This is a genomic window from Halogeometricum sp. S3BR5-2 (assembly GCF_031624635.1).
Lineage (GTDB): Archaea > Halobacteriota > Halobacteria > Halobacteriales > Haloferacaceae > Halogeometricum > Halogeometricum luteum.
On record NZ_JAMQOQ010000002.1, the window covers coordinates 695,581 to 716,297 of the forward strand.

Annotated in this window: 22 protein-coding genes; 12 read left to right on the forward strand and 10 right to left on the reverse strand. The window is 68.9% G+C overall.

Annotated elements, in window-relative coordinates; translation table 11 throughout:
* Positions 1-74 precede the first annotated feature (74 nt).
* The gene (locus NDI79_RS10090; RefSeq protein WP_310928339.1) at positions 75-740 is read left to right on the forward strand and encodes a ribonuclease H family protein; all 666 of its coding nucleotides are present in this window, start codon (positions 75-77) and stop codon (positions 738-740) included.
* Positions 741-856: 116 nt separating this feature from the next.
* Here the strand turns inward: NDI79_RS10090 and NDI79_RS10095 are convergent, their stop codons facing one another.
* Positions 857-3,103, reverse strand: coding sequence for an NADP-dependent malic enzyme (locus NDI79_RS10095; protein ID WP_310928340.1), 2,247 nt, complete (start codon positions 3,101-3,103; stop codon positions 857-859).
* Between the two features lie 115 nt (positions 3,104-3,218).
* Positions 3,219-4,379, reverse strand: a complete 1,161-nt coding sequence (locus NDI79_RS10100; RefSeq protein WP_310928342.1) for a M24 family metallopeptidase — start codon at positions 4,377-4,379, stop codon at positions 3,219-3,221.
* Positions 4,380-4,475: 96 nt separating this feature from the next.
* Between NDI79_RS10100 and NDI79_RS10105 the strand changes: the two genes are divergently transcribed.
* The 5 genes from NDI79_RS10105 (at position 4,476) to NDI79_RS10125 (ending at position 8,258) form a co-directional block, all read left to right on the forward strand.
* The gene (locus NDI79_RS10105) at positions 4,476-5,300 is read left to right on the forward strand and encodes a COX15/CtaA family protein (protein ID WP_310928343.1); all 825 of its coding nucleotides are present in this window, start codon (positions 4,476-4,478) and stop codon (positions 5,298-5,300) included.
* A 184-nt stretch (positions 5,301-5,484) separates the two neighbouring features.
* The gene (locus NDI79_RS10110; protein WP_310928344.1) at positions 5,485-6,408 is read left to right on the forward strand and encodes a basic amino acid ABC transporter substrate-binding protein; all 924 of its coding nucleotides are present in this window, start codon (positions 5,485-5,487) and stop codon (positions 6,406-6,408) included.
* A 39-nt stretch (positions 6,409-6,447) separates the two neighbouring features.
* Entirely contained in the window at positions 6,448-7,278 is an 831-nt protein-coding gene (locus tag NDI79_RS10115) for an amino acid ABC transporter permease (RefSeq protein ID WP_310928345.1), read from the forward strand.
* On the forward strand, positions 7,275-8,006 hold the full coding sequence (locus NDI79_RS10120) for an amino acid ABC transporter ATP-binding protein (RefSeq protein ID WP_310928346.1): 732 nt from the start codon (positions 7,275-7,277) through the stop codon (positions 8,004-8,006). Before NDI79_RS10115 ends, NDI79_RS10120 begins: the two co-directional genes overlap by 4 nt.
* A 57-nt stretch (positions 8,007-8,063) precedes the next feature.
* Complete coding sequence (locus NDI79_RS10125) at positions 8,064-8,258, forward strand: DUF8106 domain-containing protein (protein ID WP_310928347.1); 195 nt, start codon at positions 8,064-8,066, stop codon at positions 8,256-8,258.
* A 7-nt stretch (positions 8,259-8,265) separates the two neighbouring features.
* Here the strand turns inward: NDI79_RS10125 and NDI79_RS10130 are convergent, their stop codons facing one another.
* The 3 genes from NDI79_RS10130 to NDI79_RS10140 all read right to left on the reverse strand — a co-directional run bounded on the left by NDI79_RS10130 (position 8,266) and on the right by NDI79_RS10140 (position 11,944).
* Positions 8,266-9,327, reverse strand: coding sequence for a zinc-binding dehydrogenase (locus NDI79_RS10130; RefSeq protein WP_310928348.1), 1,062 nt, complete (start codon positions 9,325-9,327; stop codon positions 8,266-8,268).
* A 58-nt stretch (positions 9,328-9,385) separates the two neighbouring features.
* The gene (locus tag NDI79_RS10135) at positions 9,386-10,333 is read right to left on the reverse strand and encodes a TIGR03557 family F420-dependent LLM class oxidoreductase (protein ID WP_310928349.1); all 948 of its coding nucleotides are present in this window, start codon (positions 10,331-10,333) and stop codon (positions 9,386-9,388) included.
* A gap of 114 nt (positions 10,334-10,447) precedes the next feature.
* Entirely contained in the window at positions 10,448-11,944 is a 1,497-nt protein-coding gene (locus NDI79_RS10140) for a replication factor C large subunit (protein ID WP_310928350.1), read from the reverse strand.
* A gap of 119 nt (positions 11,945-12,063) precedes the next feature.
* Here NDI79_RS10140 and NDI79_RS10145 point away from each other — a divergent pair, with 119 nt between their 5' ends.
* The 4 genes from NDI79_RS10145 to NDI79_RS10160 all read left to right on the forward strand — a co-directional run bounded on the left by NDI79_RS10145 (position 12,064) and on the right by NDI79_RS10160 (position 14,899).
* Positions 12,064-12,846, forward strand: coding sequence for an SDR family NAD(P)-dependent oxidoreductase (locus NDI79_RS10145; RefSeq protein WP_310928351.1), 783 nt, complete (start codon positions 12,064-12,066; stop codon positions 12,844-12,846).
* A gap of 75 nt (positions 12,847-12,921) precedes the next feature.
* Positions 12,922-13,659: a hypothetical protein gene (locus tag NDI79_RS10150; RefSeq protein WP_310928352.1), complete on the forward strand. Its 738-nt coding sequence runs from the start codon at positions 12,922-12,924 to the stop codon at positions 13,657-13,659.
* A 92-nt stretch (positions 13,660-13,751) separates the two neighbouring features.
* Positions 13,752-14,183, forward strand: a complete 432-nt coding sequence (locus tag NDI79_RS10155; protein ID WP_310928353.1) for a pyridoxamine 5'-phosphate oxidase family protein — start codon at positions 13,752-13,754, stop codon at positions 14,181-14,183.
* 80 nt (positions 14,184-14,263) lie between these two features.
* A complete protein-coding gene (locus tag NDI79_RS10160) occupies positions 14,264-14,899 on the forward strand; it encodes a GNAT family N-acetyltransferase (RefSeq protein WP_310928354.1) in 636 nt (211 codons plus the stop codon).
* Here the strand turns inward: NDI79_RS10160 and NDI79_RS10165 are convergent, their stop codons facing one another.
* Both NDI79_RS10165 and NDI79_RS10170 read right to left on the reverse strand, forming a co-directional pair.
* Complete coding sequence (locus NDI79_RS10165; protein ID WP_310928355.1) at positions 14,900-15,430, reverse strand: GNAT family N-acetyltransferase; 531 nt, start codon at positions 15,428-15,430, stop codon at positions 14,900-14,902. It abuts the gene before it with no gap.
* Between the two features lie 80 nt (positions 15,431-15,510).
* Positions 15,511-16,191: a metal-dependent hydrolase gene (locus NDI79_RS10170; RefSeq protein WP_310928356.1), complete on the reverse strand. Its 681-nt coding sequence runs from the start codon at positions 16,189-16,191 to the stop codon at positions 15,511-15,513.
* A gap of 157 nt (positions 16,192-16,348) precedes the next feature.
* On the opposite strand from NDI79_RS10170, the gene NDI79_RS10175 reads away from it, so the two are divergent.
* Together NDI79_RS10175 and NDI79_RS10180 are read left to right on the forward strand one after the other, a co-directional pair.
* Complete coding sequence (locus tag NDI79_RS10175; RefSeq protein ID WP_310928357.1) at positions 16,349-17,056, forward strand: helix-turn-helix domain-containing protein; 708 nt, start codon at positions 16,349-16,351, stop codon at positions 17,054-17,056.
* A gap of 77 nt (positions 17,057-17,133) precedes the next feature.
* Positions 17,134-17,448 (forward strand): ArsR/SmtB family transcription factor, encoded by a 315-nt coding sequence (locus tag NDI79_RS10180; RefSeq protein ID WP_310928358.1) that lies wholly within the window; start codon positions 17,134-17,136, stop codon positions 17,446-17,448.
* A gap of 1 nt (position 17,449) precedes the next feature.
* Here NDI79_RS10180 and NDI79_RS10185 read toward each other — a convergent pair whose 3' ends face one another.
* The 3 genes from NDI79_RS10185 to NDI79_RS10195 all read right to left on the reverse strand — a co-directional run bounded on the left by NDI79_RS10185 (position 17,450) and on the right by NDI79_RS10195 (position 20,695).
* Positions 17,450-17,791 carry a hypothetical protein gene (locus tag NDI79_RS10185; RefSeq protein ID WP_310928359.1) on the reverse strand — a complete coding sequence of 114 codons (342 nt, stop codon included), beginning with the start codon at positions 17,789-17,791 and terminating at the stop codon, positions 17,450-17,452.
* Between the two features lie 126 nt (positions 17,792-17,917).
* Complete coding sequence (gene hmgB / locus NDI79_RS10190) at positions 17,918-19,255, reverse strand: hydroxymethylglutaryl-CoA synthase (protein ID WP_310928360.1); 1,338 nt, start codon at positions 19,253-19,255, stop codon at positions 17,918-17,920.
* Between the two features lie 99 nt (positions 19,256-19,354).
* Positions 19,355-20,695, reverse strand: a complete 1,341-nt coding sequence (locus NDI79_RS10195) for a PKD domain-containing protein (protein ID WP_310928361.1) — start codon at positions 20,693-20,695, stop codon at positions 19,355-19,357.
* Positions 20,696-20,717 lie beyond the last annotated feature (22 nt).

The following is a 20,717-nucleotide window of genomic DNA, read 5'->3' on the forward strand; positions in this document are numbered from 1 at the left end:
CATCTGTCTGTTCCTTTTCGTTCACGGCGCAAATGCGGGTTATATTTATATTTCTGCGTTTGGTAGGGACGAGCATGGCCGTTCACGGCCGTCAATCACTTCGAGACCTGTTCGACGAGTCTCCCACGCCGCACATCGCGCACCCGCCGCGCACCCACCACCGCCACTTCTACGTCGCCACCGACGGGTCGTATCGGTCCTCGGGCGACGGCGGACTGGGCGTCGTCATCGAGACGCGCGACGGTACGCGGGTGGCTCGGGTCGCCGTGCCCGACGCGGCGCCGAACAACAACGTCTCCGAGTACCGCGCGCTCCACCTCGGTCTGGACGTTCTCGCGGCCCGCGCGCCGCCGAACGCCCGCGTCGGCGTCCTCATCGACCACGACGCCCTCGCCGCGGACGTCAACACCGAGGTCCTCGCCGGGGCCGACCCGGACTGGCGCCGGACGCGCCGGCCCACGTCGCCGCCGGCCGGCAGCGAGAACCACTGGCGAGGCATTCGCGCCCGCATCGCCGGGTTCGCCGAACTCCGGGCCGCGCGCATCGACGGCCGGAACAACCCCGCACACCCCCTCGCGAACGCGCCGGGCGAGTACGCCCACGTCAACGGGCGGAACGACCGCTGCGTCATGCCCGACCCGCCGTCGTCGAACGCCGACCTCGGGACCGGAACCGGAACCGAGGCCGACGACCCGCAGTTCCCGCCGCCGTCGCGGTTCGAGAGTCACGCGAGCGACTGACCGTCGGCGGCCGGTAATCGGTAGTCGGCGTCCGCGCGTCGTCTCGGGTCGTGGTGAAGACCGAATCGGAGACGACGGAGATAGCGTAAAAGAGAGCGTCGGCTCGTATCGCGTCGTTACTCGTTCTGCGCGTCGACCACCGCGACGCCCGCGAGGTTGACGATGTCCTTGACCTCGTCGCCGCGTTGGAGGACGTGGACGGGTTTGCCCATGCCGACGAGCATCGGGCCGATGGCCTCCGCGCCGCCGAGTCGCTGGAGCAGTTTGTAGCCGATGTTGCCCGCTTCGAGGTTCGGGAAGACGAGGACGTTCGCGGGGTCGTCCAGTTCGGAGAACTCGTAGGTTCCCTGGAGGATATCCTCGACGACGGCGGTGTCGGCCTGCATCTCCCCGTCGACGGGGAAGTCGACCTCGGCGTCCTCGTGGAGCAGATTCACGGCGCCGCGGGGTTTCCTCGTCCCCTCGTTCTCGACGCTGCCGAAGTTCGAGTACGACAGCATCGCCGCGCGCGGTTCGATGTTGAACCGGCGGGCCAACTGGGCGGTGTGCTTCGTTATCTCCGCGAGCACGTCCGATTCGGGCTCGAGGTTCACCGTCGTGTCCGCGCAGAACACGACGCGGTTCTTGAACGTCAGCATGTAGACGCCGGCGGCGTAGTCGGCGTCGTCGGCCGTGCCGACGACCTGAAGCGGCGGACGGAGCGCCGAGGGGTAGTGGTGGGTCAACCCCGTCAACATCGCGTCGGCGTCGTCCTGTTCGACCATCACGCTGGCGAAGTAGTTCGTGTCGCGGCGGACGAGTTCGTGCGCCTCGTTCTTCGTCAGGCCCTTGCGCCGGCGGAGTTCGTACAGGCGGTCGGCGTAGTGGTCCCAGTCGCCGCTCTGCGGGTCGGCCACCTCGGGGTCGAAGTCGAGGCCCAGGTCCTCGGCGGTCTGCCGAATCTCGTCCTCGCCGCCGATGAGGACGGGGTAGGCGATGCCCTGCTCTTGAATCTGGTAGGCCGCGCGGATCATCTTCTCGTCGGTGCCCTCCGCGAGGGCGACGCGCTTGGGGTCGGACTTCGCCTTGTTGAGGACGACGCGCATCATCTCGCGGGACTTCCCGAGGCGCGCTTCGAGCGTCTCCTCGTACTCCTGCACGTCGAGTTCGCTGCGGGCCGACCCGCTGTCCATCGCCGCCTGCGCGACGGCGGGCGCCACCTCGAACAGCACGCGGGGGTCCAGCGGTTTCGGGATGACGTACTCGGGACCGTACTGTAAGGGCTGGTCGCCGTAGGCCTTGACGACAGCGTCGGGGACGTCCTTGCGGGCGAGTTCGGCGAGGGCCTCCGCGGCGGCGCGCTTCATCTCCTCGTTTATCTCCCGCGCGCGCACGTCGAGTGCGCCGCGGAAGATGAACGGGAAGCCGAGCACGTTGTTCACCTGATTCGGGTAATCGGAGCGGCCCGTCGCCATGATGACGGTGTCGTCGCGGGCCTGCTTCGCTTCTTCGTAGCCGATTTCGGGGTCCGGGTTGGCCATCGCGAAGAGGGCGGGGTCCTCGGCCATCGACGCCACCATCTCCTGGTCGACGAGGCCGCCGACGGAGAGACCGACGAACACGTCCGCACCCTCCATCGCCTCTTCGAGCGTGTCGGCCTCGACGTCGTTGGAGAACTCAGCTTTGAACTCGTTGACGTCGTCGCGGTCGGGTTTGATGACGCCGTCGGAGTCGCACATGACGATGTTCTCCTTCGACGCGCCGAGCGAGACGTAGAAGCGCGCGCTGGCGATGGCGGAGGCGCCGGCGCCCGAGAACACGATGTCCAGTTCGTCCAACTCCTTCCCGACGATGTCGGCGGCGTTCAGCAGTGCGGCGCCGGAGATGATGGCGGTGCCGTGTTGGTCGTCGTGGAAGACCGGGATGTCCATCTCGTCGCGCAGGCGCGACTCTATCTCGAAACACTCCGGCGCCTTGATGTCCTCCAGATTGATGCCGCCGAAGGTGGGTTCCATCGCGCTGACGATGTTCACGAACTCGTCGACGTCCTCGGGTTCGATTTCGACGTCGAACACGTCGATGTCCGCGAACCGCTTGAACAGCACGCCCTTGCCCTCCATCACCGGCTTCGACGCCTGCGCGCCGATGTCGCCCAGTCCGAGAACCGCCGACCCGTCCGAGACGACGCCAACGAGGTTCCCTTTCGCCGTGTACTCGTATGCCTTGTCCGGGTCCGCGTCGATGTCGCGGCACGGCGCCGCCACGCCCGGCGAGTAGGCCAACGAGAGGTCTCGCTGCGTGTTCGTCGGTTTCGTGGTCGAAATCTCGATCTTCCCCGGCGGTTCTTCGCGGTGGTACTCCCGCGCGTCGTCGTCCAATCCCATGCCCGAGGCCACCCGTGGCACCGTGAAAAAGCTACCGTACTGTCGAACTCCGACTTCGACAGACGACGAAACTATACTCGCCGGCGAGTACCGTTTTCGACTCGCGTCGCTCCCGCTACTCCGCGCCGAGGTGCAGTATCTCGTGTCGCTCGATGGCGAACTCGTGGTCCCATCCCTTCACGGGGCGGGTGGGCCACTCGCCCGTCGCCGTCAGCACCTCGGCGTCGTCCTCGGTGACGAGGACGGTGTCCTCCGATTTCGCCCCCTGTATCGTCGGGTTGTACGCGTACGCCATCGGCGTCTCCACCGGGGCGTCCTCGCCGGGCGAGGCGAACCACTCCCGGCCGGCGAACCCGGCCGCGCCCCCCTGGTGGTGTTCGCGCCACTCCTCGGGGTAGTCGAGGTGTTCGTAGGCGGCCGTGATGTTGTCGAAGACCCCGTCGGCGGTGCCGCCGAGTCGCGCGACGGCCTGTGTCGCCGCCAGCGCACTCGTCTCCACCTGCTGGGCCTTCGCGTGACGCTCGGCCAGCCACTCCGGCGGGTCGAAGGCGACGGTCCGGGTGGTGCTCGCGTGCAGACCGCCGCGTTCGGCCGTCACCGAGAGCAGCGCGTAGTCGCCCAACTCCGCGTACGTCGGAGTGTAGTGGCGGTACTTCTGCGCCCGTTCGGACCCGCCGACGAGGACGACGGGCGCCTCGATGCCCCGCGTCGCCAGCGCTATCTTCAGCGCGGCGGCTACCTCGTGTTCGGTGTCTCCGGGTTCGAGTTCGCGCGCGACCCGTTCGACGGCGTCGGCCGCCTCCCGCCCGAGTTCGCGGTAGCGCTCGATATCGGTCTCCGAGAGCGGTTGTCGGAGTTCGCTTGCGTCCACCGAGTCGAGTCCGGGCACCTCGAAGTCCGCCGCCCCCGCCCCGTCGGTTTCGGCGGCGACGCCGTCGGCCAGCGACGACTCGTACCAGTTGGTCTGCCGCACGTCGAACGCGTCGGGCACCTCCTCGTCGGCGAGGCGGTTCGCCTCGATGTTGTCCGTGACGACGACCCACCCGTCCTCGCGGGTGTAGCCCGCGGCGCCGACGCCTGCGCCCGCGCCCCGACTGACGACGTTGTTTCCGCCCGTGAGCCACGAGAAGGAGTTCGGTTCGGCGAACCAGACCGCGTCGAGTTCCTCCCGGTCGAGGTACTCCTCCAGTCGCTCCCGCCGGTCGTCGAGGTGGTCGGTGACGATGTCGTGTCCGCCCTCGGCCGCGTCGGAACCGGGGTCGCTCTCCTGTGTCATGCGTGACCGTTCCCGCGGGAGCCATTAGAAACGTTCCGGTGGTTCGCGCGTCTGCGGAGAGAGGGGTTCAAGTGGACGCGACCCCGAGAGCGGAACATGAACACTCGCCTCCGACGCCTCGTGGCACTCACCGTGCCGCTCACGGGCTTTCTGATGGTACTCGGGGTGTACACCGCCGCCGCCGGCGCCGGCCTCACCTGCGCCGGGCGGTGGCCGTTCTGCGACGGCTTCCTCGGCCTGTTTCCGGCCAACTGGAGCAGTTTCATCGAGTGGTTCCACCGACTCGTGGCGATGCTCGTCGGCTTCCTAATCCTCGGCACCACGGTACAGGCGTGGCGGGCCGGCGCCGACCGCCGCGTCCGCCGGTCGCTCGCTCTCGCCACCATCCTCCTCCCCTCCCAAATCATCCTCGGCGCGCTGACCGTGACGACCTACGAGTGGGTCATCCTCTCGGCGCACTTCCTCACGGCGTCGATAATCTTCACCGCCGTCGTCCTCGCGTTCGCGCGGGCGTACGACCCCCCGGCGGCCGACGAACTCCGGCGCGGCCTCTGGGGGGCCGCCGCCGGCGTCGCCGCCCTCGTCGTCCTCGCCCCCCACGCGTTCCTCCCGTTCGGCGCGAACCTGCAGGCGATTTACTACACGGTCGGACTCGTCGCCTACGGCGTCCTCGTCGCCGCCACCGCGTGGCTCGGTCCCGCGGCCGGCGGCGACGCCGGGCGCGCCCGCCTCCTGACGGGCGGCGCGGCCCTCCTCCTCGTCGGTCTCCTCGTCCTCGGCCGGCAGGTGTACACGGGGGGCCTGGAGTACGTCTCCGTCGGCGGCACCCTCCTCGTCCTCGGTCTCGTCGCTGCCGCGGCGTACGCCCTCCGCGACCGCCCGACGCGGCGGTCCCGGGGCGTCCCGGGCGGGAGCGACTGACCGGCGCGCGGGCGTCCCCGACCGACCACCGACGCCCGCGGCCACGAAGGGACGCCGGGTCCCCGGACGTCCACTCCTGCTCGCAGAGAGTGACGGTTACTCCCGAGAGGCGGGATATTTTCCCACGAGACGCGTTCTCCGAACCGAAGAGGTGTTATACCACGGTCGGTTACGGACGGGTGTCATGGACAGACGTGCCTATCTGAAGACCGGTGCCGGAGTGGTCGCTGGCGGCCTCTTCGCGGGTTGTACGGGCGGTAACGGAGGAGGCCAGGAGGCGACCGAGACGGCCACGTCGGAGGCGGCGGCCACCGACGGCGAGGGAACGACGGAGGGGACGGAGACGGGAACCGAGTCCGGAAGCGAAGGCGACGTGGTGCCGGACAACGTCGTCATCGGGTCGGACATCCCGTACCGGCCGTTCGAGTACAACACCGCCTCGGGCGAACTCACCGGCTTCGACGTCGACATCGCGCGGGCCATCTTCGAAGAGCAGTTGGGGACGAGTTACGAGTTCAAGCCGACGAGCTTCGACTCCATCATCCCCTCGCTGAAGAACAACAACTTCCGCATCATCATGTCCGCGATGACCATCAACGACCAACGCGCGCAGGAGGTCGACTTCTCGGACCCCTACTTCACCGCGTACCAGACGGTCATCGTCCGACAGGACAGCGACATCCAGTCCCGGGAGGACCTCCGCGGGGCGACCGTCGGCGTCCAGAAGGGGACCACCGGCGCCGACGCCGCCCAGCAGTTACAGGAGGAGTTCGACGGCGAGTTGGAACTCAACCAGTACGACCAGGTCAACGGCGCGTTCCAGGCGCTCGTCAACGGACAGGTCGTCGCCGTCATCAACGACAACACGGTCAACGCCGAGTTCGTCAACAATCAGGGCGAAGGCCAGGTCCGGTTCCTCCAGGGCGAGGGCGCGGCCGCCGAGTCCGGCGAGAACGCCCCCGACTACCTCACGCTCACCGTCGAGAACTACGGCATCGCGTTCCGGCAGGACGACGACGAGTTCCGCCAGCGGGTGAACGAGGCGCTCGCGGCCATCAGAGAGGACGGGACGTACGACGAGATATACGCCGAGTACTTCGAGGGCTGAACGCTCCTTCTTTATCTTCCGACGCAGATACCCGAACTCATGGCTGATTCATACTCCGGCGTGACGGCCGACGAGGGCGACCGCGGGAGCGGCGGGTTCGTCGACGACGCGACGCTGAAGTGGCTCGGCGTGGGGGTGTCGAGTCTGTTCGCGCTCGCCGTCCTGGCGCTCGTCGCCTACATCGTCGCCACGCAGGTCGACTTCGAGTTGATGCGGACCATCGTCCCGCAGTTCGTGGACGCGTACCTCCTGGTGCTCCAAATCGTCGTCATCGGAGGGCTCCTCTCGGTGACGGCGGGCGTGTTCGTCGGCCTCGCGCGCGTCTCGAAGACGTCGATAACGAGCGGCATCGCGACGGCGTACGTTCAGTTCTTCCGCGGAACGCCGCTTCTGTTCCAACTGTTCGTCGTCTACTTCGGCATCCCGACGCTGTGGCCGGGGACGTTCCCCGTGCAGGACTGGGGGTTTCCGACGGCCATCATCGCGCTGACGCTGAACCACGCCGCCTACGTCGGCGAGGCGGTCCGCGGCGGCATCGACGCCGTCCCCGACGGGCAGATGGAGGCCGCCCGCTCCTTGGGCATGGGCTACATCCAGGGGATGCGAGAGGTGGTCGTCCCGCAGGCGTGGCGCAACGCCCTCGCGGCCATCGGCAACGACCAGGTCATCCTCGTGAAGGACACCTCGCTTCTCACCATCATCGCCATCCCCGAACTGATGCAGGCGTTCCGGAGCGTCAACAGCGCGACGTTCGACCCGTGGACGCCGCTGGTCCTCGTCGCCATCGCGTACCTCTCCATCACGCTGCCGCTGATGCGACTCGTGACCTACATGGAGGACCGCTCGGACTGGGGAGGTGACAGCCAGTGAACCCCCTCTTGGAGTTCGACCACGTTGACAAGTACTTCGGCGAGACGCACGTCCTCAAGGACGTCTCGCTCGACGTCGAAGACCAGGACGTGACCGTCGTCGTCGGCCCTTCGGGGTCCGGGAAGTCGACGCTCCTCCGCTGTGCGAACCGCCTCGAAGAGATTCAAGGCGGCGAGATTCGCCTCGACGGCGAGTCCATCTCCGACCCGAAGGCGGACATCAACCGCCTGCGCCAGCGCATCGGGATGGTGTTCCAGTCGTTCAACCTCTTCCCGCACAAGACGGCGTTGGAGAACGTGACGCTCGCGCCGCGGAAGGTCCGCGGACTCGACGACGACGCGGCCGAGGCGCGCGGCGAGGAACTCCTCGAACGCGTCGGCCTCGGCGCCCAACTGAACTCCTACCCGAATCAGCTCTCGGGCGGCCAACAACAGCGCGTCGCCATCGCCCGCGCGCTTGCGATGGACCCGAAGGTGATGCTGTTCGACGAGGTGACGAGCGCCCTGGACCCCGAACTGGTCGGAGAGGTGCTCGAAGTGATGCGGACGCTCGCCGACGAGGGGATGACGATGATGGTCGTCACCCACGAGATGGGGTTCGCCCGCGAGGTGGGCGACCGAATCGTCCTCATGGCCGACGGCCGCGTCGTCGAGACGGGCGACCCCAAGCAGTTCTTCGAGAGTCCGGAGACGGACCGCGGCAAGCGGTTCCTCTCGAAGCTTCTCTGAATACACAAAGTAATAATCTGCGACACGTTCATCTTCTCGGGCGACGATAGCTCGCCTATGAACGCCCTCACACCCCGCTCGCCCCCCGAGCGGCAGATGTCGACGCTGAGAAAATCCGTCCTGTTCTGTCCCGACTGCGACCGCGCGGCGCCGCTGGACGACTGGTCGCACGGCGTCGAAGCGGACGCCGGCGACGAGACGGTCTCGTGTCCCGACTGCGAGGCGTCCCTGGCCGTCGTCCGCATCGCCTGACCGATTTTTATTTCGTCATCACTTCGACGCCGACGGTGTCGTAGTCGCTCATCGCCGCCAGCCTGCTCGGTACCTCGTCTAAGGACACCTCCCGCGTCACGAGCGCACCGGGGTCGACGGCGTCCGAGGCGAGTAGCGACAGCAGGTCGTCGGCGTCCGTCGGCGGCATCCCGCGCGCGCCGAGGAAGGACACCTCGTGTCTGGTCATCCAGTCGGTCGGCAGCGACACCTCGCCCTTCTCCTCGTCGGTGGTGAGCCCCACCTGCACGTGCGCTCCGCGCGGCCTGACGCAGCGGACGGAGTTGCGACAGGTCTCGGCGACGCCTAGAGCGTCCAGCGAGACGTGCGCCCCTCCCTCGGTGGCCTCGCGCACCTCCTCGACGGGGTCTGTTTCCGAGGCGTCCACGAGTACCTCCGCGCCGAGGTCCGCCGCCGCGTCCAAGGCGGACTCCCGCACGTCGACGGCGACGACGCGGGCGCCGAGGGCGCGGGCGATCTGAATCGCGGAGAGGCCGACGCCGCCGCAGCCGTGGACGGCCAGCCACTCGCCCGCGGCGAGGCCGGCGCGGGCGTCGAGGGCGTTGTAGGCGGTCATGAACCGACAGCCGAGGGCGGCCGCGTCCCGCGGGTCGACGCCCTCGGGGAGGCGGATGGCGTTGTAGTCGGCCGAGGGAAGGTGAACTCGCTCCGCGAACGCCCCCTGCGCCGACCGCTCGAACCCGAGTGCGTGGGGGTGGTCGCCGGTGCAGACGTTGCCGTGGCCGGCCCGACAGTGGCCGCAGGACCCGCAGGCGAGGTTGAACGGGAGGGCCACCCGGTCGCCCTCGGCCAGCGTCTCCACGCGGTCGCCCGCCTCGACGACGCGGCCGGCGGGTTCGTGACCCAGAATCTGGCCGGGGTCCACCGCGTCGTCGGCCCACTCGCCGTGGCCCATCCACGCGTGCCAGTCGCTCCGGCAGATGCCGCAGGCCTCCACGTCGACGACGACGCCCTCGGGGTCGGCCGTCGGTTCGGGCACGTCTTCGATGCTCAGCGGTTCGCCGTGTTCGCGGAGGACTGCGGCGCGCATACGCGGGAGTGGGGCGGCGGGCTGAAAAAGGGTCCCCGCTCCGGAAGAGGGGAGAGACCTACCGGAACGACGGGAGGACTTCCTCCTCGTAGAACTCGAAGAACGCCTCCTGGTCGTCGCCGATCTGGTGGAAGTAGACGTGGTCGTAACCGGCGTCGAGGCACTGCTGGATGTTGTCGATGTGCGTCTGCGGGTCCTGGTCGGTTATCGTCGACCCCTCGCGGACCGTCTCCTCCGTCACCATCTGACTCGCCTCGTCGAAGTGCTTCGGCGTCGGGAGAATCTGGTTCAACTCGCCCGGCAGCGCCGACTGCCGCCAGTTCTCGTGGGCCGTCTTCACGGCCTCGTCTTCGGAGTCGGCGACGCACATCGTCAACTGCGTCATCTTCGGGCCGTCGCCCTCGTACTCCTCGACGACGTCCTGCGGACCGACCGACCAGAAGCCGTCGCCGATGTCGCTCGCCCGACGGGCGGACTCCTCGCCGAACGCCGAGACGAGGAGCGACGGCAGTTCCTCGGGCAGGGTGTACAGGCGGGCGTTCTCGACGGTGTAGTGCTTCCCGCGGTGGCTCACCTGCTCGCCCGTCCAGAGGCTCCTGATGACGTCGACGGCCTCCTCGAGCATCTCCATCCGCACGTCGTGCTCGGGCCAGTGCTCGCCCGTAACGTGTTCGTTCAGCGCCTCGCCCGACCCGACGCCGAAGTAGAACTCCCGGCCCTCGAGCATCTCCTTCGTCGTCGCCGCCGCCTGCGCGACGTTCACCGGGTGGATGCGGACCGTCGGGCAGGTGACGCCGACGCCGAGGTCGATGTCGTCGGTCGCCGCCGCGACGCCACCGAGCGTGTTCCAGACGAACGGCGACTCGCCCTGCTCGGCCAGCCACGGGTGGAAGTGGTCAGACACCGACAGAAAGTCGTAGCCCCGCGATTCGGCCTCCCGCGCGGACTCGACGAGTTCGCTCCCCGCGAACTCCTCGCTCGACAGCGTGTATCCGAACTCTGGCATATCTGCGGCTTCTCGCGGGGTTGAAATAAACGACGTGGCAGAACACTCATGCGTCGCCGCCGGCCAACGCGGGGGTCGGTCCCTCGCCCTCAGTGGCGGAGCGCCGGCCGGCGCTCAGAAGAAGTCGTCCAGTCCGGACTGGCCGTCGTCCTCGGCGTCCGAGTCGCCGTCCGCATCGGCGTCGCCGCCGTCGCCGTCCAACACGTCCGCGTCGAGTTCGTCGCCGGCGTCGCCCTCGCTGCCGGCGTCGCTGGCGTCGCTCCCGCCGCCCTCGCCGTCCGCGTCCTCCGGGACGGACCCGGCGAACGCGCCGCCGGTGTGCTCCTCCATCTCCGCCTCGCGCATCTCGGCGGCGTCCTCGACGATGGACTGCACCTTGTTCGTCGTCTCGCCGCTCCCGGTGACGAAGGAGACGGCCGACTCGTCGAGGTCGTACCACGCGGCCATGGCGACGGTCACGTCCCGCGGCTTGCAGTGGTGGGTGACGGCCGCGAGGAAGGGGAGCACCTCGCGGCGGGCGGTGCCCATCGAGAAGCCGCCCGCCTCGGCTATCTTGCGGACCACGTCGTCGCGCGTCTTGTCCCGCGTCGACCGGTACGGCGCGCCGCCGTAGCGCGTCCACCCGCCGTAGGTGCCGTCCCGCGCGGCGGCGACGCCGGCGGCGACGTTGTCCGTCGCGTACCGCCAGTAGGAGTACTCCTGCGTGGCCAGCACGCGACCCAGCCACACGTCCGCGTTGGCGAGGAACTCGTAGGCGCGGGCGAGTTCCGCGTCGTCGTAGACCAGGGAGACCTTGTCCTCGATCCACTTCACCTGGTCGTCGGGCGTCTCGTCCACCGCGTACGCCGACTGGATGGCGTCGCGCGCGGAGTCCTCCTTCAGCACCGAGTCGATGTACTCGAACAGGCCGATGCCGCGGTCCCGCGAGGCGGTGACCACGTCCTCGACGGCGAGGCGTTCCTTCCCCTCGGCGGCCGCCTGCAGGTCGTTGACGGCCGAGCGCAGGTCCCCGGAGTTCACCTCCGCGATTCTGTCGAGGGCGTCGTCGTCGAACTCGACTCCCTCCTTGCGGAGGATGTCGCGGAGGACGGGGACGATGGAGCGCGCGGAGACGTCGCGGAACTCTATCTCCTGTGTGGCGTTCCGCAGGCCGTTCGACATGTCGTAGTACTCGTTGGCGATGAGGACGACGGGCTGGTTCGACTCCTTGACGAGGCGGGTGACGGCGCCCGCGCCGCCGCGGTCGTAGTTGCCGTGGATGTTGTCCGCCTCGTCGAGAATCACTAGCTGTCGCCCCTCCCGTGTGCCGCTCGCATCGCCCGCCGACGCGCCCGCCAGCGTCGCGTTCTTCGCGGCCCGGCCGGCGAAGCGTTCGATGACGTCGGCCGTCCGCTGGTCGGAGGCGTTCAACTCGACCGTCTCCCACCCCATGTCCGCGGCGAGGGCGTGCGCGGCGGACGTCTTGCCGACGCCGGGCGCGCCGTGGAGGACGACGGCCTCGCGGTGGTCGTCCCACGTCTTCCCCCACTCGGCGAACGCGTCGCGGGCCTTGTTGTTCCCGCGGACCTCCGCCAGCGTCGACGGCCGGTACTTTTCCGTCCAGTCTGCCATTGCCGGAGGGAGGGACGAGGCGCGGTTAGTGGTTTCGGAGCGTCGGTCGCGGCGCCGGAGTCGAAGGGCCGAACCGCGTACCGGCAGTTCTTTGCGACGGACGCGGCGAACCGGTTAGCGTGACGGACGACACGACGGACGAGCGAACGGCGATAGTCACCGGGTCGAGCAGGGGAATCGGAAAGCACGTCGCGAAGCGGTTCGCGGCCGACGGCGCGAACGTCGTGGTCTGTTCGCGGTCGCTGGCGGACTGCGAGGCGGTCGCGGAGGAGATAGAGGCCGACGGCGGGTCGGCGCACGCGGTCGAGGTCGACGTGAGCGAGAAGGAGTCGGTCGAGAACCTCGTCGACGAGGCCGTCGACCGGTTCGGCCGCCTCGACGTGATGGTGAACAACGCCGGCATCAATATCCGCGGCCCCGCCGAGGACATCACGCCCGAGGAGTGGCAGCAGGTCCTCGACGTCAACCTGACCGGCGTCTTCTTCTGCGCGCAGGCCGCCGGAAAGCGGATGATAGAACAGGGCGACGGCGGGAGCATCGTCAACATCTCCAGCATGATGGGCAGCATGGGCCAGCAGGACCGGACGCCCTACAACACGACGAAGGGCGGCGTCAACAACCTCACGCGCTGTCTCGCGGTCGAGTGGGCGGAGCACGACATCCAGGTGAACGCCCTCGCACCGGGCTACATCGAGACGGAGATGGTCGAACAGGCCCAGGAGGACGCCGACTTCGACAGGGAGGACGTGCGGAACCGGACGCCGATGGACCGGTTCGGAACGCTCGACGAAGTGGCGAACTGCGTCTCCTTTCTCGCCTCCGGGGACAACTTCGTCACCGGCGAGGTGCTCACCGCCGACGGCGGGTGGTCGGCCTTCGGATGGGGCTGTAAGGACGACTGAGGACGCCGTACCGTCGACGAGAGACGCCGGATTCGGCCCTCGGCCTTTTCAGCGGCGCCGGCGAACGCCCTCGACGTGCATCCGACGCTCGACGTCCTCTGCGCCGTCGGCTTCGCCGCGGTGCACGTCTTCGCCGGCAGACTCGACTTCCTACAGGTCGTCCCGCGCAGTCGGTGGCTCTCCGCCGCGGGCGGCGTCTCCGTCGCCTACGTGTTCGTCCACATCTTCCCCGAAATCACCCACCACCACGTGCAGTTGACCCGCGGGCCCGAGGCGACGAGCGCCCTCCTCGCGACGCTCACCGAACACGCCGTCTTCCTCGCGGCGCTCGCCGGATTCGTCGCCTTCTACGGCCTCGAACAGTTCGTCAGGCAGTCCGGCTCCGGTCGCGACGACTCGTCGACGGCGCCGACGGGCGTCTTCTGGGTTCACGTGGGGTCGTTCGCCGCGTACAACGCCCTCGTCGGCTACCTCCTCCTGCACCGCGAGACGGCGGGCGTCGCGAGCCTCCTCCTGTACGCGGTGGCCATGGGCGTCCACTTCGTCGTCACCGACTCCGGGATGCGCGACCACCACCGCGAGACGTACGACCGAATCGGCCGCTGGGTGCTCGCCGCCGCGGTGCTCGCCGGCGTCGGCGCCGGCTTTCTCGTCGGCGTCCCCGAGACGGTTCTCTCGCTCCTCTTCGCGTTCCTCGCCGGCGGCATCGTTCTCAACGTCATCAAAGAGGAACTCCCCGAGGAGCGGGAGAGCCGCTTCGGGACGTTCGCCGCGGGGGTGGTGGGCTACGCCACCGTGCTCCTCCTCGTCTGAATCCGAAACGCGCTCTCAGCGCGCGGGAGTCAGCACGGGCGGTTATGCTAGTCGAGCGCGTATTCCCCTCTATGTCGGATCAATCCGTTGCCATGAGTCGCGAAGAGGTGCGAGCGTTCCTCGGGTCCGGCGGCACCGGGGTGGTCGCGTTCGCCAAGGACGACGAGTCGTACGCGATTCCCGTCTCCTACGGGTTCGACGCCGAGGAGGAACGGGTGTACCTGCGCCTCGCGTTCGCCCCCGAGTCCGAGAAGCGGGAGTTCGTCAACGCGACGAGCCTCGTCTCCCTCGTCGTCGACGAGAAGACGCCGGACGGGTGGCAGTCCGTCGTCGTCCGCGGCCGACTCGCGGAGGTGACCGAAGCGGCCCTCGACTCGACCATCGTCGAGGCGATGCGGACGATGGACATCCCGTTCGTCACCATCTACGACCGCCCCTCCGCGGAGTTGGAGTTCGAGATGTACCGCCTCGACCCCGACGAACTCACCGGCCGCAAGGAGAAGCCGTCGCGCGGTATCGAGTGACGAGTGACGAGCGGGAGTCCCGAGCCACCGCGTGACACACACGGGACAGCTTCTTTTCGGCGGACTCGAATCTCGGAAGTGTGTTCCCCGTCGAGATTCGCACCGACCGACTCAGCCTCCGGCGCGCGACGCGCGAGGAGGTGCCCCCGCTGGAGTGCTACGACTACTGCCGCGAGGGCGCGGAGGGAATCGACGAGGTGACGGAGTACGTCACGTGGGACCCGCACGCGACACCGAAGGAGGCGTTCGACTTCCTCGCCGCCTGCGAGGAGCGGTGGGAGGAGGGCGAGGGAGTCACCTACGTCGTCCGCCCGCGCGAGGGGGAGGACGGCGCCGGCGAGTTCGCCGGGATGGCCGGAATCGACTTCCAGTGGGACCGCGACACCGCCGTCTTCGGCACGTGGCTCCGCAAGCCGTTCTGGGGCCGCGGCTACTCCGGCGAACGCGCGCGGGCGTTCTTCGAGGTGGCGTTCGGCGAACTCGACGTGTCGCTGTGCGCCGTCGAGCACGTCTCCGGCAACGAGAAGAGCGCGGCCGCCATCCGGCGGTACGTCGAGGCGGCCGGCGGGCGGCGCGAGGGCGAGTTCCGCAACCGCATCGAGCACGACGGCGACCCGGCGCCGGCCGTCCGCTACAGCGTCTCGCAGGAGGAGTGGCGCGAGGCGGACGGTGAACGGACGGCGACGCTCCGCTGGGCGGACGAGGCGGAGGGCTGATTACAACTCCCGCGCGACCATCTCCCCCCAGTGGGAGAAGCCGTACCGCTCGTAGAACGCCTTCGCCCGGTCGTTCTCGCGGTCCACGTCGAGCACCATCCGGTCTAAGGGGAGGTCCTGCCCGCGAGCGCAGTCGACGGCGGCGTCCATCAGGCCGTCGGCGACGCCCGTCCCCCGATGCTCGGGCGCGACGAATATCTCGTTGAGGACGGCGGCGTCCCACACGAACGACAGCGACTCGGGGAGCAGAAACGAGTAGCCGACGAGTTCGTCGCCCCCCGTCCCCGACTCCGTCGCGTCGGCGGCGACGGCGACGTTCACGCAGTTCCCGTCCTCGTCGACGCAGCGGTCCACCCAGTCGAGCCACCGCTCCCGGTAGCCGTCGGTGAGTTTCCCCTCGTACGCCGCCGCCTTCCCCTCGGGACCCGTCTCCGCGCCGATGCCGAGTTCGAAGCCGCGTTTCAGCTCCCACAGTCCCTCGCTGTCGCCGCCCTCGTACGGTCGAATCGTCGCAGTCGTCGCGTCGGTCATCGGTTCGTCGTCGTCGGTGGGAGGGAAGAACGCGCCGATACCGCGCGGATACCGACCCCAGCACCGGCGCGCCCGCGACCCTACTCGCCGAGCAGGCGCGCCAGATACCGGTCGCCGCCCAGCCGAACCGCCACCACGACGGCCGAGGCGAGCACCAGCGCGAAGCGGAAGCCGGCCATCGCCACCGGGAAGAGTCGTTCGACGCGTTCCTCCTCGACCGTCTGCTCGACGCCGCGCGTCGGCGCCGCGTCCAGCACCGTCCGGAACCGGAAGTTGGCCGTCGTCCGCACCGAGTTCGGTTCTGCGCTCGGTTCCGGCGGCGAGAGGTCGACGAACGTCTGCACCCACCCCCGGTCGGTGGAGTAGTACAGCTCCCCGTTGAACACGTAGAAACGGTCGTGCAGGGGGTACAGGGCGTTGACGCCGCCGAGGAACAGGTCCGGGAGGATGCCAGCCCCGAGGAGGCAGAACGCCCCTACCCACGCCACCTTCAGGCCGCGGACGCCGTAGCGGCGGGAGAGCGCGGAGGCGGCGCCGCGCCGGGTGTCCCAGAGGAGGACGGCGAAGACGAGCGCCGGAAGCAACAGCGTGTGGCCGAGCGAGCGGTGCGCGCCCGGCAACACCGGTTCGGCCAGCACGTCCAAATCCGGGAGGACGGTGAAGCCGGCGACGACGAGTGCGCTCCGCGCGTCGAACTCCTCGCCGAGGAGGGCGGCGGCGACGAGGCCGGCTATCGCGAGGTGGACGATAGTGGATGGCATGACAGTCTCTGTCGCGGACTCCTCTTGAACGTTTGCTCGGCGTGACCGTCGGCCGCGCTCGTCGTTCGTCGAACCCGACTTTCGATATTCTTTTGCGCCGGAGTCGCGGAGGTAGGGGTAGCATGGACCGGCACGACCGAGGCGCGGGAGGCGGCCGGTGACGGACGTCCCGCGCGACGAACTCGCGCGACGCATCGCCGGCGAGATAACGCTGAGCGACGACGCGGGCGCGACGCTCCGGAAGTGGCGCACGGACTTCGACATCTCACAGACCGTGCTCGCCGAGGAACTCGACGTCTCGTCGTCGGTCATCTCGGACTACGAGAGCGGGCGGCGCGAGAGCCCCGGTATCGGCGTCGTCCGCCGGATGGTCGAGGCGCTCCTCGACATCGACGAGTCGCGCGGCGGCAGTCGCATCCGTCAGTACGCCCGCGTCATCTCCGCGGGGTTCGAGAGCGACATCGTCCAGGACCTCCGCGAGTACCCGGCGTCGGTGCCGCTGGAACGCCTCTACGAGGTGATGGACGCGACCGAACTCGTCCGCGGCGACCACGACCAGGTGAGCGGCCACACCGTCATCAACAGCATCCAGGCCATCACGCGCCTCTCCTCTGAGGAGTTCTACCGCCTGTACGGCCAGTCGACGAGTCGCGCGCTCGTGTTCACGCACGTCAGCCGCGGGGAGTCGCCGCTCGTGGCGATGCGCGTCGTGAACCCGACGCCGAACGCCGTCATCCTCCACGGCCTGGAGGAAGAGGACCTCTGGGAGCACGCCCCCGCCCTCGCCGGCATCGACGGCTTCTCGCTCGCCATCGCGAACCGCGACCTCGACGCGATGCTCGAAGACCTGCGCACCATCTCGTAGGCGCGCGTTCGCGTTCGCCCGCCCGCGGAAGCGCGCGGGCCACCGGACTCTTGTGTGCGTCGCCCGTGCGTGGGACCGTGTCACACGCCGACGCGGGGGGACTGCTCGACCTGTTGGGCGACCGGTCGGTCAGGCGGATACTCGTCCACACTAGTGAACGCCCGCGGTCGGCGAGCGAACTCGCCGCCGCCTGCGACGTGTCGAAACCGACCGTCTACCGGCGACTCGAAGCGCTCGAACGCCGCGACCTGCTGGCGCGGGAGACGCGCTACGACGCCGACGGCAACCACTACGCGACGTACGCCTGTCGCCTCGAAGAAGTGACGTTCGGCGTCGGCGCCGACGGCCTCGCGGCCGACCTCGACCGGGACCGCCCGGAGGCCGACGACTGAGTCACGCGTTCGGGTTCCGCGACCCCAGGTTCAGCGAGGACTCCTCGGCGACGAAGATGTACCCGACCGCGAGCGCCGCGTACCCCAGCATGATGGGGACGTACCACTTCGGCGACGCCGACGGTTGGAGGAACGCCGCCCAGTAGGCGACGGCCAGGCTACCGACGGCGAACGCCGCGGCCTGCCAGTGGCGCGCGACGTCGCCGGCGGCGGTTCGAAGGTACGATTCGCCCGCGTCCGAATCCGAGTCCGAGTCTGAATCCGACCTCGAACTCGGGTCCGAGTTCCCGTCGTCCGCCGTCTCCTCCTTGGCGGACGTCCCAGCACGAGTTGTACCGGTCACGCGCGTGGTCGTGTAGAACCGTGATATACAAAAGCAATCGGGGGAGCTTCACGCGCCGAAGTCGCCGGCGGGCGACGGCACCGACGGAGGTGCGAACGGGAAACCACCCGGGGCCGACGGGTTCCGCTACTCCACGTAGTCGTAGCGTCGCTCGTTCATCCGGCCCCATCCGGTGAAGACGAACTCCGACTCGGGGGGGCTGAATCGGTCGACGTCGGTCTCTTTGTCGTGGTTGTGGACGTCGTGGACGAGTTCGTACTCGTCGTAGGTGATGTCGTAGCGGCGGGCGAGTTGGTCGTCCACCTCGATGGCATCGACGTGGTCCTCCCAGCCCTCGACGACCGTCTCGGCGTGAATCTCGGCCTGCGCGCCGGAACCGTACGACCCGACGAGCAACTTCTTGCCGGTCATGTCTTTGCCGCGTTCGAGGGCGTCTCGGAGCGCCGCGAGGCGGGCGATGTGGACCGACCCGGTGTACCAGTTGCCGACGCTGCGCGAGATTCCGAGCGTGGGTTCGATGGCGCGGCCGTACCACTCGCGGTAGCGGTCGGTGTCCTTCAGTTCGTCCATGTAGGCGCGGATGGCCTCCTCGTAGTCCTCCCGGGAGTCGTACGCCTCCTCGCGGGGTTGCATCCCTATCTCCTCGGCGAGTTCCTCCTCCACCTCGGTGTCGCGCGTCATGTGGCGGTAGCCGAGGACGGCGGCCTTGCGGACCATCCCCGGGAACGGCGTGTGGAACGGGATGTACTCGAAGTCGTCGGGGTGCGTGTCGCCCGAGACGGACTCGTAGTCTTCGAGCGCCTCGCGCATGCGCGCGAGGTACACCTGCACCGAGCGCTTGCCGTCGACGCTCGGGAACTGCTGGTTCGGCTTCAGGAAGTCCGTCTCGTCGGCGCTGCCGTAGCCCTGTTCGGTCGAGAGTTCGACGATGGAGGGGTCCTCCGTGATGAGCATCGCGACGGCGCCGGCGCCCTGCGTCGCCTCGCCGGGGTCGCCGCGTTCGTACAGGGCGGTGTCGGTGGCGATGACGAGGGCGGCGCGCCCGCGGTGGCGACCCGCCTTGATCCAGTTGTAGGCGTCGTCGATGCTCTGCGTGCCGGCGAGGCAGGCGAACTTCCGTTCGCCCTTGTTCGCGTGGTGGAAGTCGCCGTCGTACACCTGTTCGAGACAGCCCGCGATGTACGTCGAGACGGGCTTGGAGTTGTCGAACGCGGACTCGGTGGCCACGTCGATGCGGCCGATGTCGTCGGGCGTCAGCCCCCTTCGGTCCATCAGGCGCTTGGCCGCGTTCGCGCCCATCGTGACGATGTCCTCGTAGGTGTCCGGGAACGACGACGACTCGAGGCCGAGTCCCTTCGTGTACTTCTCGGGGTCCTCGCCCATCTCCGGCGCGAACGTGTTCGGCAGGTCGAGTCTGAGCTTGCCCGTCCATATCTCGATGGCGTCGATGCCGACGGCTGTCATGGTTCTTCACTCCGGAGCCCGGCCATATGGGTTTGTCGATGAGGTGTTACGTCAGCTGTCGAATTTCAGAGAGCGCTCCGGCGACGCCGCCCGGACGGGCTACCCGAACAGGAGACGGAGGAACCACTCCAGCCACCCCCACCAGCTCCACCCGTTCTGAGAGCCGCCCGCGTCGTCGGCGGGGACGCCGACGTCCACGGTGTCGGTGTCGGTCGCCCCGTCGTCGTCGGTGACCGTCAGTCGGACCGTCACCGTCCGGTCCTCGTCGAGGAGCCGCGAGAGTCCGAGCACCGGCCGGACCGCGCTCTCGTCGCTCAGTTCGAGCGCGTCGCCCAGTCCGCCGGCGTCGACGACCTCCCAGCGGTAGGTCAGTTCGTCGCCGTCGGGGTCGTAGCTCCCGGACCCGTCGAGTTCCATCACCGCGACCCTCCCGCCCATCGTCGGTCTGTCCCCCGAGGAGTCGAGGAGGAGCGACCGGGTTCCCGAGCGTCCGTCGCCCGGCCCGAACCCGGCGGACGGTTCGAAAACGCCGCCAGACGCGGAGGCGCCGGCGGACAGCGACCAGCGTCGGTCCCCGCGACCGTTGCGGTCGTCGGCCCCGCCGTTGACGCTCGCGACGGCGACGGGCGGGCGGTTGACCTTCTTGACCTCGACGGTCGCTGCGTCGCTGCCGGTTCCCGACCCCTCGGAGACGACGAGTTCGACCGTCACCGAGCGATTCTCGCCGGTGACGTTCTGCCGTATCTCGAAGGTGGCGTTCGGCGTCGACTCGTCGTCGTCGACGATGCGCGCGGCGTCCGAGGGGAGACCCGCGCCGTCGACGACGCGCCACTCGTAGGTCGGCGACCCCGAGGCGGTCGTCCCCGACCCGTCGAGCGTCAGCGTCTCGCCCGCCCGTCCCTCGACGGTCCCGCCGCGCGCGACGGCAGAGGGCGGGTCGGTCGCCTCGGGCGTCGCGGTGGGCGTCTCGCCGCGGGCGGGGTTGGCGGGCGCCGGCGTCGGCGCCGACGCGACGGCGACCGTCCGACTGAACAGCACGGCGCCGGCGTCGGTGTCGACGAGGTCCACGCGGAGTTCCTCGTCGGCGGACTGGTTCCAGTCGAGGCGCCAGCGCTCTCCGGAATCGAACGTCCCGTCGCCGTCGCCGCCCGTCAGGTGCGCCGGGGGGAACGCCAGTTCGGTCCGCCCGGACCCGTTGTAGACCACGACGCGGAGGCCCTGGGTCGGAACCGACCGACCGCCGGCGTGTGAGAGCGAGACTCGGTCGCGCGAGACGTCGCCGACGACGTTCACCGACGCGCCGGTCGCCCCGCCGCTTCCCCCGTAGGCGTCGCTCAGATAGAAGGCGCCGAACGCGCTGACGCCGAGGACGACGACACCGAGGAGGAGGACGACGCCGACGGCCTCCGCCTGTCCTCTCCCGTCGAAACCGGATGTCATTGTTCGTCTCTCGGCCGTTCGG